This is a genomic window from Pseudomonas pudica (genome assembly GCF_015680405.1).
GTDB classification, from domain to species: Bacteria; Pseudomonadota; Gammaproteobacteria; order Pseudomonadales; family Pseudomonadaceae; genus Aquipseudomonas; species Aquipseudomonas pudica.
The window spans coordinates 41,714-56,361 of record NZ_JADLJS010000008.1 but is presented as its reverse complement, the minus strand read 5'-3'; the positions used below and the strand labels follow the sequence as shown (position 1 = coordinate 56,361).

Here is a 14,648-nt window from a genome sequence, read left to right as displayed (position 1 = left end):
GTATGGGCCAAGGATGCTAATTATATTGATAACCATTTTCAAGTGAGTCGCGACAGAGAGAGAAAAAAGGTAGCTATGTATCTATTTGTTTTCCGATAATCGGATCCCAAACTGCCGACGGAGATTCAGGCACATGGCTATCAGTAGCGCCTCCACGGCGCCCACCAGTGCGGCGGCAAGCCAAGCCACCCCGCTGGTGATGCGCATTATCGGTTTCTGCGCCCTGGCGCACCTGATCAATGACCTGATCCAGTCGGTGCTGCCGGCGATCTACCCGATGCTCAAGGCCAACTACGACCTGAGTTTCGCCCAGATCGGCATGATTACCCTGACGTTCCAGATCACCGCCTCGCTGCTGCAACCTTGGGTCGGCTTCTTCACCGATCGCCGACCGACGCCGAACCTGCTGCCGCTGGGTACCCTGTGTACCTTGGTGGGTATCGTGATGCTGGCCTTCGTCGGCAGCTTCCCCATGATCCTGCTGGCCTCGGCACTGGTGGGGATCGGCTCGTCGACCTTCCACCCGGAAACCTCGCGTATTGCGCGCCTGGCCTCGGGCGGGCGCTTCGGCCTGGCCCAGTCGACCTTCCAGGTCGGCGGCAACACCGGCTCTGCGCTGGGCCCGCTGCTGGCAGCGGCCATTGTCATTCCGTTCGGCCAGAGCCACGTGGCCTGGTTCGGCCTGGCTGCGCTGTTCTTCCTCGGCGTCACCCTGATGCTGCGTGGCTGGTACAAGGAGCACCTCAACCAGGCCAAGGCGCGCAAGGCAGTGCAGGCGACCCACGGCATTTCCCGCGGGCGGGTGGTCGCGGCGCTGATCGTGCTGGGCCTGCTGGTGTTCTCCAAGTACTTCTACATGGCCAGCTTCACCAGCTACTTCACCTTCTACCTGATCGAGAAGTTCGAGGTGTCGGTGGCCAGCTCGCAGCTGCACCTGTTCCTGTTCCTCGGTGCGGTGGCGGCAGGTACCTTCTTTGGCGGGCCGATCGGTGACCGCATCGGGCGCAAGGCGGTGATCTGGTTCTCGATCCTCGGCGTGGCGCCGTTCACCCTGGTGCTGCCGTATGCCGACCTGTTCTGGACCACCGTGTTGAGCGTGGTGATCGGCTTTATCCTGGCTTCGGCATTTTCCGCGATCGTGGTGTATGCGCAGGAGCTGGTGCCGGGCAGCGTAGGCATGATTGCAGGGATCTTCTTCGGGCTGATGTTCGGCTTTGGTGGCATCGGTGCGGCCTTGCTGGGGTATGTGGCGGACCTGCGTGGCATCGAGTATGTGTACGAGGTGTGTTCGTTCCTGCCGTTGTTCGGGTTGTTGGCAGTGTTCTTGCCAAGTACCGGCAAGCGCTGAAAGCATGCACAGAACCTGTAGGAGCAGCCTTGTGCTGCGAAGCGGCCATTACTGGCGAAGACAATTTGTTGTCTTGCCGGCCTCTTCGCAGCACAAGGCTGCTCCTACAACGGCCCGCGCAGGTCTGGAGGCCATGCAAGGCGGTTGCTCCCCGAAATTTGACGACTTGACCACCCTTGACCTAGAGTCCGCCCTTTCTTCAACCACCTGCGTAGTAGTCAAAGCAATGTGCCGTCCCCAGTCCCTGCCAAACGCCCGCCAGCCTGCCTTCCAGGCCCTGCGTCGCGCGTGGCCGAGCGACACGGTGCTCAAGCGTCGCCGCAGCGTGCTGTTTGCCTTCACCTTCTCGCCACACCTCGCCTGAACTGATCTGCGCTTTCGCGTCGCTCGCCGCCCTGGCGTGCGCGCCTGTGTCTGCACGTCTTTTCGGTTTGCAAGGAGTGGTACATGAACATGCGTTTGCTGGCGGGCTTGTTGTTCGCCGTTTCGGTCGTGGGTTTCAGTTTGGGGGCCAGCCTGCCACTGGTGTCGTTGCGCCTGCATGAAGCCGGTGCGAGCACTCTTGAAATCGGCATCATCTCGGCCATACCCGCTGCGGGCATGATGCTCTCGGCGTTCCTGGTCGACGCCTGCTGTCGCCACCTCACCCGGCGCACCATTTACCTGCTGTGCTTCAGCCTGTGCACGCTCAGCATTGCCTTGCTCGAGTCGGCATTCGGCTCGCTGTGGCTGCTGGCGCTGCTGCGCCTGGGCCTGGGGCTGGGCATGGGTATCGCCATCATCCTCGGCGAGTCGTGGGTCAACGAACTGTGTCCGGAGCACAACCGGGGCAAGATCATGGCCCTTTACGCTACCAGCTTCACCGGTTTCCAGGTGCTCGGCCCGGCCATGCTGGCGGTACTGGGCGCGGACAGCCCGTGGATCACCGGTGTGGTCACCGTCTGCTATGCCCTGGCGCTGCTGTGCATCGTGCTGACCGTGCCCCACGACCATGTGGAACATGAAGAGGGTGAAAAGAGCTTCGGTCTGGCCGGCTTCTTCCGCGTGGCGCCGGCGTTGTGCGTGGCGGTGCTGTTCTTCTCGTTCTTCGATGCCGTGGTGCTGTCGCTGCTGCCGGTGTATGCCACCAGCCATGGCTTCGCCGTTGGCGTGGCGGCGCTGATGGTGACGGTGGTGTTTGCCGGTGACATGTTGTTCCAGTTGCCGCTTGGCTGGTTGGCCGACCGGGTGGAGCGCACCGGGCTGCACCTGGTATGCGGGTTGCTGGCGATGGCGATCGGTATCGGCTTGCCCTGGTTGCTGAACCTGACCTGGCTGCTGTGGCCGCTGCTGGTGCTGCTGGGTGCCGTGGCAGGGGGCATCTATACCCTGGCGCTGGTACTGATCGGGCAGCGCTTCAAGGGGCAGGACCTGGTTACCGCCAACGCCAGCGTGGGCTTGCTCTGGGGTGTGGGTAGCCTGGTCGGGCCGCTGGTCAGCGGTGCGGCGATGGATGTGGCGCCGCATGGTCTGCCCATCGCGCTGGCGCTGATGGCCGGGTTGTTCGTGTGCTTTGCCCGACAGTCGTACCGGCGCACGGGGCGCTTGCGGGCGGTGGCGGACTGAGGTCCTCCAGGGCTGCGCAATACCTGTGGGAGCGGCCTTGTGTCGCGAAAGGGCCGCAAAGCGGCCCCAGCAATCTGTCCGGCGCAGTTGAAACCCTGGGGCCGCTTCGCGGCCCTTTCGCGACACAAGGCCGCTCCCACAAGGCGACCGTGTTGCCCCGTCAGAAACTCCCGCGCAAGGTCACCGACACATTGCGCGGCTCCCCCCAGTAGTAACCCGTCGCCGTGGTACCGATCTGCCGGTAGTACTTCTTGTCGAAGATGTTGTTGGCGTTCAGTTGCACTGTGTAGTTGTCGTTGATGCGATAACCGAGCATGCCGTTGTACACCGCATACCCTGCCTGGGTCGCCTTGGCCGTGCCGCTTTCGGAATAGATGTCGCTCTGCGCCTGCACGCCGCCACCAATGGTCCAGGCATCCAGTGTGCCTGGCAGGCGGTAGCTGGTGAACAGCCGCAGCATGTGCTCCGGGTCGGTGGTGCGGATCGCGTTGCCATTGGTGGCTGCCGTGTTCTTCAGGTACTCGGTGGTGTTGTAGGTGTAGCCACCGGTGACCTGCCAGCCCGGCAGCACTTCGCCGGAAATCTCCAGGTCGATGCCCTCGCTGCGGCTCTTGCCCGAGGCGATCTTGCAGCGGCTGGTGGTGCCGTTGCAGCCGATTTCCGTGGACATGTCATCCACCGGCGTTCCCACCTGGTTGATACGGAAAAACGCCAGGCTGGTGTTCAACCGGCCATCATAGAACTCGCCTTTGATGCCCGTTTCGTAGGCTTCGCCGATGATCGGGTCGAGCACCGAGTTGTTCTTGTCCACCACTGTCTGCGGGCTGAATATCTCGGTGTAGCTGGCGTATACGCTGAAGTTGTCAGTCAGGTCGTAGATCAGCGCCGCGTACGGCACGATCTTCTCGTCGACGCTGAACTTGCCGTTGGCTCCGGTGTTGTTTTCCTGCTCGTAGTCATACCAGTTGGCTCGCGCGCCGATGATCGCGGTCAGCGGTTCGGCCAGCGAAATGCGCCAGGTGGCATGTGCGGCTTGCTGGGTGGTACGGGTGCGCACCGGGTGTGCGGTGATGTCGATGTCCGGCTCGGGCAGGCTGGTTTTCGGGTCCCAGTAGCGGATGTCGTACAGCCCGGAAATTACCCGGTTGGTGGCCGACGCGTAGGAATCGTTGCGAATCCGTTCGACGCCGACCATCAGCTCGTGGGTGCGGCCAAACAGGTCGAACGGGCCGTTGAGGGTGGCGCTCAAGTTGTTCTGCAGGCTCTCGCCGCCGTCGCCTTCGGTAACCTGGTATCGCATCAGGTACGGGTTGCCGGTGGGGTTCAGGTTGGCCGGTGCGCGCTCCATGTAGGTTTGCTTGAAACCATGGTCGTCCAGCTCGAAGTGGGTACGCAGAGCCATCAGCTTCAGGGTCCAGTCGTTGTCGAAGCGGTGTTCCAGTTCGGCAAAGGTGTTCAGGTTGCTGCGGTCCCAGCGGTTCCAGTCGGCGCCCAGGTAGGTGCTGCGGCCGAAGGGCAGGGGGGCGCCGCTGGCGTCGGCGGGCAGGTTGCCCCAGGCGCCGGTGGCGTCGAGCTTGGTCCACTCGACACCGGTGGTCAGCGTGGTGCTGTCGTCCAGGTCGAAGGCCAGCGAGCCGCCGAACGCCTCTTTGCGTTCCATGCGCGAGTCCTGGAACAGGTCGCGGTCGTCATGCACGGCGATTACCCGCCCGCGTACGTTGCCGGTTTCGGTCAACGGGCCGGAGATATCGGCCACATAGCGTTGGGCATTCCACGAACCCAGGGTCACGCTGCCCGTAGCCTGGAAGTCATGGGTCGGGCGCTTGCGTACCAGGTTCACCGTGCCCGACGGGTTGCCGGCGCCACGCAGCATGCCGGTGGCTCCGCGCAGCACTTCGGCGCGGTCGATGAACGCCGAGTCGGTCTGGATGAATGAACCACCGCCGCTGCTTTGCACCACGGTGGCGCCGTCGTACTGAATGGCGTCGATGGCAAAGCCGCGCGAGTAATACTGCACCCGCTCGCTGTCGGTGTAGTTGACCACCACGCCGGGTGTCTGCTCCAACAGGTTGGTCAGGTTGGTAATGTTCTGGTCGTCGATGCGCTGGCGGGTTATCACGCTGACCGATTGCGGGGTATGGCGCAGGGTTTGCGGCATCTTGCCGATGGTCACTTCGCCGGTTGTGTAGGAGCCGGTGTGCTCGGTGGTTTCGCCCAGGCGGTCGCTGGAAATGCTGGTCGCGCCCAGCTCAAGGGCGTTTCCCACATCCAGTGCCGGGATCAGCAGGAAGCTGGTTGCGCTTTCCTGTTGGACCTGGACGTTGCTGCCCTGCAACAGGATCGATAGCGCCCGCGCACTGTCATGCCGGCCCTGCACACCGTGGGTGGTCTTGCCCTGCAGGCTGTTCGCGTCGAACGACAGGCTCAGGCCGCCCTGGCGTGCCAACTGATCCAGCGCCGGGGCCAGTGGGCCGGCCGGGATGTTCCAGTCGGTCTGCTGGCTCTGGCTGGCAATTGCAGCCTGAGCCATGGCCGGGTAGGCACCGCCAGCTGCCAGGCCAAGGCCGAACACGGCCGCGCTTACGGCACGGCGCAGCCTGTCGTTGCGAGGGGAACACGGGGCAATCATGAAGCGCTCCTGAAGGTCGTGAAGACCACTTTTCGGGTTTTGTTCCTTCAGGCCGGACGAGAATGAGATTCCACCTCATTTATTTTCGGAAATTTTTCAGGCCGTACCGATGCTTATCCAATAACGCGTGCGGTAAACGACCCGCACCGGCAGGCTGCGGGTGAGCAGCTGCAGGATTTGCCCGGTGTCGGCCAGCTGGTAGGTACCGGACACCTTCAGGGCTGCCACTTCCGGGGCACAGCGCAGCAGGCCCGGGCGGTAGCGCGCCAGCTCGGCGATGAACTCGCCCAGCGGCATCTGCTGCACGCTGAGCACGCCGTCGGTCCAGCCCCAGGGGTCGCTGTGCAGCGTCACCGCCTGGAAGCTGCCGCTGGCCCACACCTGCAAGGTTTCGCCTGGCAGCACCCGACGTGGCGAGGCCGAGGTGGGGAACAGTGTGGCGTCGCCCCGGCGTACGGCCAGCAACAGCCCCTGGTCGTTCTCGCGCAGCAGCAGTTGGCCGTCGAGGGTGGCCAGTTGGCCAACGCGGGTGTCGATGCGAAACGGGCGGTTGTCGTTGGGGTTGCTGTCCAGACTCACCTCGCCACGCACCAGTTGCAGCCGGCGCTGCTCGGCGCTGTAACGCAGGTCGATGGCACTGGCGGTATTGAGTTGTATGCGGCTGCCATCGCTGCCTTGCAGCTGGCGACGCTCGCCGGTGGCAGTGCTGCTGTCGGCCAGCAGCTGGGGTATGCCCAACGGTTCGCGCGCAGCCCAGCCCAGGCTGCCGCCCACGGCCAGCACGGCCAGCAGCTTGAGGTGGTCGCGGCGGTTGATGCGATGGCGCTGGCTACCATCCAGCGTGCGCCGGCTCAGGCCCTTGGGCAGCCCTGCCAGTTCGTCACTGAGGTGGCTGACCCGCTGCCAGGCCAAGGGGTTGTGCGGATGGCTGGCCAGCCAGTGCTGGAACTGCTGCTCGGTATGCGGGCTTGGGCTGTCGAAGCGCAACTTCACCAACCAGTCGATGGCCTGGTCGACGTGCGCCTGTGTGGGCGCGCTATCAGGCGTCGGCATAGCGCAACCGGTAGCAAACGCCCAGAGCCTTGGCCAGGTCCCGCTCGACGGTGGCTCGCGACACACCCAGGCGCAGGGCAACCTGCACAATGCTCAAACCGTCGAGCTGAGCCAGCAGGAATGCCTGGCGGGCACGCGGTTTCAGCTGGTGCAGGGCACGATCGAGGCGCGCCAGGGTATCAAGGATGACCAGTCGATCTTCTTCGCTTGGCACTTCGGCTTCGGGCAGGTGAGCCAGGCTTTCCTGGTAGGCCCGTTCCAGCGCGCGGCGGCGGAACTGGTCGATCATCAGGCCACGGGCAATGCTGCTGAGGTAGGCACGTGGTTCCTTCAGCGGCGACAGCTGGCGAGCCCGCAACAGCCGCACGAAGGTATCCTGGGCCAGGTCGGCGGCGTGCTCGCTGCAACCTACCCGGCTGCGCAGCCAGCCGCTAAGCCAGCTGTGGTGGGCCTGGTAGAGCAGAGCAACCTCGGTCGGCTTGAGCGTTTCGTTGATCTGCATCTTGGCGAAGGCCCGGTCCTGTGAACACATGCGATTGTGAATGGTTCTCAATTCTATGCGGGGACGATAGCGCGGAGCAATGGCATGCCAGGAATTAGCCGCGCAAGAACCGGCGTTTGCCCGATGAACGGCTGCGCTAAGCTGGACCTGCAATCGACTTGATGGAGGTGCCATGATCCTGGCCGACCTTTCGCCTGACGCGTACCGCGAGGCCACCGAATACCTGGCGGCGCTCGACCCGGACTGGTCGCGGCATATCGCAGCGACCGGGCCATGCCTGCACCAGGCCACGCCGGGGCGGGAGCCTTATGAGGTGTTGGTGCGGGCGATTGCCTACCAGCAACTGCATGCCCGTGCTGCCGAGGCAATTCTTGGGCGCTTGCTGGCGCTGTTTCCAGAAGCTGCGTTCCCAACGCCGGAGCAGTTGTTGGCAGTTACACCGGAAATCATGCGCGCCTGCGGTTTTTCCGCGAGCAAGATGGCGACGATCCAGGGTATTGCCCAAGGCCGGCTGGATGGCCTGGTGCCGAGCCGGGAGGAGGCACTGGCCCTGGCTGACGAGGCGTTGATCGAACGACTGGTGGCATTGCGTGGGGTAGGGCGGTGGACGGTGGAGATGCTGCTGATCTACAGCCTGGCGCGTTCGGACGTTCTGCCGGTCGACGATTTTGGCGTGCGCGAGGGGTATCGGCGGATGAAGGGGCTGGACAAGGCGCCGACGCCTGCGCAAATGCGTTCGCTGGGCGGAGGCTGGCGACCGTACCGCACCGTGGCGGCCTGGTACCTGTGGCGTGCCTGAAGTTTTGCACTGCCTGTGCCGGCCTCTTCGCGGGTAAACCCGCTCCCACAGGGATTTCCACAGCCTGGAAGGTCTATGCAGTACCTGTGGGAGCGGGTTCACCCGCGAAAGGGCCGGCACAGGCGACAACCAATCTGGACATTTACTAATGAACCCCTACACCACCCCCGACCAACGCTGGCAAGCCGTAGAATCCCGCGAAACCGCCGCCAGCGGCCACTTCGTCTACGCCGTGCGCACCACCGGGATCTACTGCCAGCCCGGCTGCAAATCACGCCTTGCCAAGCGAACCAACGTCGAGTTCTACGACACCCCAGCCGCCGCCGAAGCCGCCGGCTACCGCGCCTGCAAACGTTGCACCGCCACCAGCAACGCCAGCGCCACCCGCCACAGCCAGCTGGTGACCCGCGCCTGCCGCCTGATCGAAGCCAGCGATCCCGCGCCCAGCCTAGATCAACTCAGCGCGCAACTGGCCGTCAGCCCTTTCCACCTGCATCGCCTGTTCAAGGCCGAAACCGGCCTCACCCCCAAGGCTTACGCCACCGCTTCCCGTGCCCGGCGCCTGCGCGAGCACCTGGAAGATGGCCAACGCTCTGTCACCGATGCCATCTATGACGCCGGCTACAACTCCAACAGCCGTTTCTACGAAAGCGCCGACCAGCGCCTGGGCATGCGCCCGCGGCAATACCGTGCCGGCGGCGCCGGGGCAACCATCCACTTCGCCCTCGGCCAGTGCTCCTTGGGCGCGATCCTGGTCGCCCAGAGCGAGAAGGGCATTTGCGCGATCCTGCTGGGCGACGACCCCGAGGCCCTGCTGCGCGACCTGCAGGACCAGTTCCCCAAGGCTCACCTGGTCGGCGGCGATAGTGCCTACGAACGGTTGGTCGCCGAGGTGGTGGGCTTCGTCGAAGCTCCGGCGTTGGGCCTGGCCTTGCCACTGGATGTGCAAGGCACTGCGTTCCAGGAGCGGGTGTGGCAGGCCCTGCGCGAGGTGCCGGCCGGCAGCCGGGTCAGCTACACCGACATCGCCGAGCGCATTGGTGCGCCCAAGGCAGTACGTGCCGTGGCCATGGCCTGCGCGGCCAACCACATAGCCGTAGCCATACCTTGCCATCGGGTGGTTCGCCGCGACGGCGACATCAGCGGCTACCGCTGGGGCGTCGAGCGCAAACAGCAACTGCTCAAACGAGAAACGGCACTCTCCTGATCGCGTGAAGCCGCGTAGAATCCCCCGCCAAATCGAATTGTAAAGAGGAATATTCGATGAGGCGTGTCAGCCTTGCCCGTTATTGCCCAGGCCTGATGGTTTTCCTGGCCCTGATGCTGGCCATTGCCAGCCCGGCCTGGTCGGCCCCGGCCACGCCCTTGTCCAATCTGGCGGTTGCCGAAGCGAACGTGCTGGATGAAAACGCCAGCATCGAGCAGTTGAGCGATCGGCTGGACCAGATCCGCCAGGGTGTCACCAGCGAGGCCAACGATGATCTGCTTTCGCAATTGCGCCTGGGCGCCATGCAGGTCCAGCGCCAGGCCGATGCGTTAAGTGCTTTGCGCACCACGGATGTGGAAAAAGTCGACGACAAACTCAAGGTCATCGGCCCGGTCCAGCAGGACGAGGCCGCCACACTGACCCAGCAGCGCAAGGAGCTTGAGGCCGAGAAAAAGGCCTTGGTAGCTCAGCGGGACCAGGCGACCAAGCTGACCCAGTCGGCCCGCGACCTGTCCACGCAAATCGTCAACCTGCGCCGCAGCCAGTTCAACTCGCAGATCACCAGCCGCGCAGCCTCACCGATGAGCCCGGCGTTCTGGCAGAGCATCATTCGCCCCACCCAGGACGATGTGGCACGCCTGCGTGACCTGCGTGGTGAGACGGCTGATGCCATCAGTAGTGCCTTCAGTGCTGAAAATCGCTGGTTGTTCATTACCAGCCTGGTGGCGGCAATCCTGGTCTGGACCTTGGTGCGCCGCGTGCTCGAGCGCCTTCTCGCCGGCGCCATGGTCAGCTGGCTGCCCGAAGGCCGCCTGCGCCGCAGTGCGCTGGCGCTGGGTGTCAGCCTGGCAACCTTGGGCACCATCGCCGGCTCGGTCTCGCTGCTGCGTTGGGGGCTGGAGAGCAGCGCCGAGTTGGGCGCCGATATCGCCAGCCTGGCCAATCATGTGCTCGCGCTGGTGGTGTTCAGCGCCTTCATCACCGGCCTGGGCCGCGCCATGCTGATGCTGCAGCGCCCGTCCTGGCGCCTGCCGCCTATTCACGATGAAGTGGCCAGCGCCCTGGGCTGGTTCCCCAAGGTGCTGGCGTTGGCGCTGATGGTCATGATGACCATGGAGCGCATCAACAGCGTGATCGGTGCCAGCCTGGCGCTGACCGTGGCGGTCAACGGCCTGACCGCGCTGGTAGTGGCGTTCACCTTCGCCGGTGCGCTGCTGCGTTACCGCCGCACCCTGCGCAAGCATGACCTGGAGCGCCCCACAGGCCTGGCCGGGCTGATCCCGTTCGTGATGGTGATCTGGCTTACGATGATCCTGCTGGCCTTGCTCGCCGGTTACCTGACACTCGCCTACTTCCTCACCGCCAAGCTGCTGTGGGTCAGCCTGGTGATTACCTGTGCCTACCTGCTGACCACGTTCTTTGGTGACCTCTGCGAAACCCTGCTGTCGCCCCGCCAGCCCGGCGGCCTGGCGCTGGCCTCGACCCTGGGCCTGGCGCCACGTCACCAGGCCCAGGCCAGCACCATCCTGGCCGGCATTGGCCGCACCGTGGTGCTGTTCCTGGCGCTGTTGCTGGCACTGATGCCATCGGGCACCAGCCCCAGCGAACTGCTGCTGAGCCTGGGTGATTGGGACGAGACCGGCGGCAAGCTGCTGGGCAACATGAACATTGTCCCCCAGGACATTCTGTTGGCAGTGGTGATGTTCCTCGGCGGCCTGTTCGCCATCCGCGTGGTCAAGCGCTGGCTGAGCGATCGCCTGCTGCCGGAAACCGACATGGACGCCGGCATGCGTGCCTCGCTGGTGACTCTGGTGGGTTACCTGGGCTTCATCTTCCTGGCCATGCTGGTGATGTCGACCCTGCGCATCAACCTCACCAGCCTGACCTGGGTGGTCAGTGCCCTGTCGGTGGGTATCGGTTTCGGCCTGCAGCAGATCGTGCAGAACTTCATCTCCGGTCTGATCCTGCTGACCGAGCGGCCGGTCAAGGTGGGCGACTGGGTCAGCCTGGCTGGCGTCGAGGGTGACATTCGCCGTATCAATGTGCGCGCCACCGAGATCCAGATGTCCGACCGCTCTACGGTCATCGTGCCCAACTCGCAGTTCATCTCGCAGAACGTGCGCAACGTGACCATGGGCAATGCCTTGGGTGTGGTCGGCATCACGCTCACGCTGCCGCTGGAGACCGACGCCAACCGTGTGCGCGAATTGCTGCTGGCAGCGTACCAGGAGCACGAGGCGATTCTGGATGCACCGGCCACTTCGGTGTCGTTCAAGGACCTGACCAGCAGCGGGATGGTGATTGGTGTGAGCGGATACGTGGCGGGGCCGCGGCAGGTGTCCGGCACGCGCAGTGACCTGTTGTTCACCATCCTTGGGCGTCTGCGTGACGAGGGCATCGCCCTGTCGTCGCCGCAGAGCATGGTGTTGCTGCAGGAGGGTGCTCGCCCGGCTGACGAGTCGGTGTGAAGCCGATCGCCGGCAAGCCAGCTCCCACAAGGACCACGTCGACTTCAAGCCGTACGCAATACCTTTGGGAGCTGGCTTGCCGGCGATTGGGCTGCAAAGCAGCCCCAGCCTCAATGCTGCTTGGCCTGCCTGATTCTCAGCAAGATCACCAGCAACACCAACAGCACAGGCGGCGCCATGGCCAACAGCCCATCCCGCGCCGTCAGCCCCAACCCCAGCACATTCAGCCCGCCATACAGCAGCTTGAACAAGTTCAGCAGGTAGTAGGTGATGGCAATGATCGACAGCCCCTCCACCGCCCGTTGAATCTTCACTTGGGCATCGGCCCGGGCATTGAGGCTGCGCAGGATCTCGGCGTTCTGTTCTTCCATCTCCACCTGTACCCGTGCTTGCAACAGGTCGCCCAGGTTGGCCACATTCTTTGCCAACTGCTCCAGGCGCTGCTCGGTGGCCGCGCAGTAGCGCACGGTCGGTTTGAACCGGCGTTCGATGAACACCCCCAGGCGCTGGCAGTCGCCCACATGGCTTTCCCGCAGCTCGCCCAGGCGCTCGAACACCAGTTGCGCATAGGCTTGCGTGGCGCCGAAGCGGTGGCGGGTTTTCACCGTGCGGCTGACCACCTGGCGTGACAGGTGGGCAATGGCCTCCAACAACCCTTTGGAATCATGGCCATCGACCCCGGCACTGCGCTCCGAGAGGCTGACCAGGGTCTTGTCGAATGCATCCAGCTCCTGGCTCAGGTCCTTGGCGGTGGTCAGGGTCAGCGAGGCCATCATGCGGTAGGTCTCGATCTCCAGCAGACGGCGGATCATGCGGCCCTGACGGTAGGCATTGAGGCGACGGTTGATGAACAGGAAGCGGTTGGTGCCGTCCTCGGTCAGGCGAAAATCGCTCCACACCACCGCATCGCCACCGCCGACGCAGGAGCCGCACGGGTCCTTGAAACCGTAGTGGGGCAGGTCCAGTTCGTGTTCGTCACGGACCAGCACCTGCACCGCGTTGATCATCTGCGCCGCTTGCGGGGCGATAGCCTCGGCCAGCACCGGCGGCAGCGTTTGCCACTCGGTGTCGGCGGCCGTGCAAGGCACCACCAGGGTCAGGGTGAAGAACTCGGTGTGCCGTTCCCACTTGAACGGATGACCATCCAGGCGGGTGATGCCTTGGGCGGCTGCGGTGTCCAGGCCATCCGGGCAGCAGCGTTGCAGCAGTGCCGCACAGGCAGCATCGCCGCCGAGCAAGGCCAGGTGGAAGACATGCGCCGGGCCGTCGAAATACAGCGACGGGCGGGCGTGCAGTTCGTTGTGCAAGGCGGTGCGTTGAGGGTGCATGGGTGGTCCGGCCTGGTGTTGTGATTGTGGGGGGTACCAGGAAGTGGGACTTTGCGCGGGGAGGGGAAAGTCACGCGGGCGCAGAGTTTCGTGTCGCCTGTACCGGCCTCCGCGGGCAAGCCCGCTCCCACAGGTACGGTGCTGCCCTTCAGGCCTGCGCTATCCCTGTGGGAGCGGGTTTACCCGCGAAGAGGCCGGTAAGCCCGGCTCATACGCGGTTCTTGTAGGAGCGGCCTTGTGTCGCGAAAGGGCCGCAAAGCGGCCCCGGAAATCTCAACCCAGACAGCGCGTCACATGCTTGACCGATTGGTAGGCCGACAACCCCCAAGGCCCCAGCTCACGCCCGATCCCGCTACCCTTGGTGCCACCCCACGAGGTCTCGACGAACACTGCCTGCACCGAGTTGATCCACACATGGCCAACCTCCAGCGCATCGGCTACCCGCTCGGCACGGTCCAGATCGGCAGAGCACACCGTCGCCACCAGCCCGAAGCGGCTATCGTTGGCCTCGGCAATCGCCTGTTCCTCGGTCGCAAAGCGACGCGCGCACAGCACCGGGCCAAAGATTTCCTCGGTCCACAGGCGGCTGTCTTTCGGCACATCGGCATACAGCGTCGGGCTGACGAACCAGCCATCCCGGTCCAGCGCCTTGCCACCTGCCAGGCACTGCAAGCCTTCTTCCCGCGCCGTGGCAAAGTAGCCGGCCACTTTCAGCCACTGCGCCTGGCTGGTCAGCGGCCCCATGTCGACCTCCTCGGTCAACGGATTACCGACCCGCAGGTTTTCCAGTGCCTCCTGCAAGCGCGGCAGCAGTGCCTCGGCAATGCCGTCCTGCACCAGCAGCCGCGAAGTGGCCGAGCACATCTGCCCGGCGTTCCAGGTGATGCCGGCGACGATCCATTCCACCGCCTGGCCCACATCGCAATCATCGAACACCACGATCGCCGACTTGCCACCCAGCTCCAGCGTCACCGGCCGGCACTGCGCCGAAGCGCTGCGCATAACCTGGCTGCCAACACTATTGCTGCCGGTGAACGACAGCTTGTCCAGGCCATTGTGATTGCTCAGTGCAGCGCCGGTTTCGGCCTTGCCGTTGACGATGTTCAACACCCCGGCCGGCAGCCCCAGGGCATCGGCGATCTGGCCGTAGGCCTGTTCGATCAGCGGGGTGACTTCCGACGGCTTGAGCACCACGGTGCAACCGGCGGCCAGGGCCGGGGCGAGCTTCCAGGCGCTGGTCACCAGCGGGAAGTTCCACGGCACGATCAGGCCGACCACGCCCACCGGTTCCAGGCGGGTGCGAGCGCTGAAGCCCGGTGCAGCCAACGGCACGTCACGGTTCTTCGATGGCAGTTGCTCGGCCAGTTCGGCGTAGTAGCCGAAGGTGGCGATGGCGTCGTCCAGGTCGATTTCCGCCTCGTGACGTGGCTTGCCATTGTTGCGCATCTGCAAGGTGATCAACGCTTCACGGCGCTGCCCGAGTTGTTCGGCAAAGCCGCGCAGGTAGGCGGCGCGTTCGCTGGCGCTGGTGCTTTTCCAGGCGTGCAGGGCGCCACGGGCAGCGGTCACGGCCTGGTCTACCTGGCCGACGCTGGCGGCCATCAGTTCGGCAAACGGTTGCCCAAGGGCCGGGTCATTGACGCTGATGCAGTCGCTGCCCTGGCCTTCGACCCAGCGGCCGGCAATGTAGTGGGAAGTGGTCATGGTCG

Annotated in this window: 11 protein-coding genes; 6 read left to right on the top strand and 5 right to left on the bottom strand. The window is 64.5% G+C overall.

The features are described from left to right. The first annotated feature begins 133 nt into the window (after positions 1 to 133). The 3 genes from IRZ77_RS08590 to IRZ77_RS08580 all read left to right on the top strand — a co-directional run bounded on the left by IRZ77_RS08590 (position 134) and on the right by IRZ77_RS08580 (position 2,953). On the top strand, positions 134 to 1,348 hold the full coding sequence (locus IRZ77_RS08590; RefSeq protein ID WP_196173267.1) for an MFS transporter: 1,215 nt from the start codon (positions 134 to 136) through the stop codon (positions 1,346 to 1,348). Between the two features lie 226 nt (positions 1,349 to 1,574). After that, the gene (locus IRZ77_RS08585) at positions 1,575 to 1,712 is read left to right on the top strand and encodes a hypothetical protein (protein ID WP_173015086.1); all 138 of its coding nucleotides are present in this window, start codon (positions 1,575 to 1,577) and stop codon (positions 1,710 to 1,712) included. 83 nt (positions 1,713 to 1,795) lie between these two features. Next, positions 1,796 to 2,953: an MFS transporter gene (locus IRZ77_RS08580; protein ID WP_196173265.1), complete on the top strand. Its 1,158-nt coding sequence runs from the start codon at positions 1,796 to 1,798 to the stop codon at positions 2,951 to 2,953. Positions 2,954 to 3,113: 160 nt separating this feature from the next. Here the strand turns inward: IRZ77_RS08580 and IRZ77_RS08575 are convergent, their stop codons facing one another. From IRZ77_RS08575 to IRZ77_RS08565, 3 genes are all read right to left on the bottom strand, one after another. Next, complete coding sequence (locus tag IRZ77_RS08575; RefSeq protein ID WP_196173263.1) at positions 3,114 to 5,582, bottom strand: TonB-dependent siderophore receptor; 2,469 nt, start codon at positions 5,580 to 5,582, stop codon at positions 3,114 to 3,116. Between the two features lie 96 nt (positions 5,583 to 5,678). Further along, entirely contained in the window at positions 5,679 to 6,635 is a 957-nt protein-coding gene (locus tag IRZ77_RS08570; protein WP_196173261.1) for a FecR domain-containing protein, read from the bottom strand. Then, positions 6,622 to 7,137 carry a sigma-70 family RNA polymerase sigma factor gene (locus tag IRZ77_RS08565; RefSeq protein ID WP_046616809.1) on the bottom strand — a complete coding sequence of 172 codons (516 nt, stop codon included), beginning with the start codon at positions 7,135 to 7,137 and terminating at the stop codon, positions 6,622 to 6,624. Before IRZ77_RS08565 ends, IRZ77_RS08570 begins: the two co-directional genes overlap by 14 nt. Positions 7,138 to 7,309: 172 nt before the next feature. Between IRZ77_RS08565 and IRZ77_RS08560 the strand changes: the two genes are divergently transcribed. From IRZ77_RS08560 to IRZ77_RS08550, 3 genes are all read left to right on the top strand, one after another. Beyond that, positions 7,310 to 7,936: a DNA-3-methyladenine glycosylase family protein gene (locus IRZ77_RS08560; RefSeq protein ID WP_196173259.1), complete on the top strand. Its 627-nt coding sequence runs from the start codon at positions 7,310 to 7,312 to the stop codon at positions 7,934 to 7,936. A gap of 148 nt (positions 7,937 to 8,084) precedes the next feature. Continuing rightward, a complete protein-coding gene (gene ada, locus IRZ77_RS08555; RefSeq protein WP_196173257.1) occupies positions 8,085 to 9,143 on the top strand; it encodes a bifunctional DNA-binding transcriptional regulator/O6-methylguanine-DNA methyltransferase Ada in 1,059 nt (352 codons plus the stop codon). Between the two features lie 56 nt (positions 9,144 to 9,199). Further along, the gene (locus IRZ77_RS08550) at positions 9,200 to 11,611 is read left to right on the top strand and encodes a DUF3772 domain-containing protein (protein WP_196173255.1); all 2,412 of its coding nucleotides are present in this window, start codon (positions 9,200 to 9,202) and stop codon (positions 11,609 to 11,611) included. A gap of 110 nt (positions 11,612 to 11,721) precedes the next feature. Here IRZ77_RS08550 and IRZ77_RS08545 read toward each other — a convergent pair whose 3' ends face one another. Then, positions 11,722 to 12,939: a DUF3422 domain-containing protein gene (locus tag IRZ77_RS08545; RefSeq protein ID WP_196173253.1), complete on the bottom strand. Its 1,218-nt coding sequence runs from the start codon at positions 12,937 to 12,939 to the stop codon at positions 11,722 to 11,724. A gap of 273 nt (positions 12,940 to 13,212) precedes the next feature. Further along, positions 13,213 to 14,643 (bottom strand): aldehyde dehydrogenase family protein, encoded by a 1,431-nt coding sequence (locus tag IRZ77_RS08540; protein WP_046616769.1) that lies wholly within the window; start codon positions 14,641 to 14,643, stop codon positions 13,213 to 13,215. Between the last annotated feature and the right edge of the window lie 5 nt (positions 14,644 to 14,648).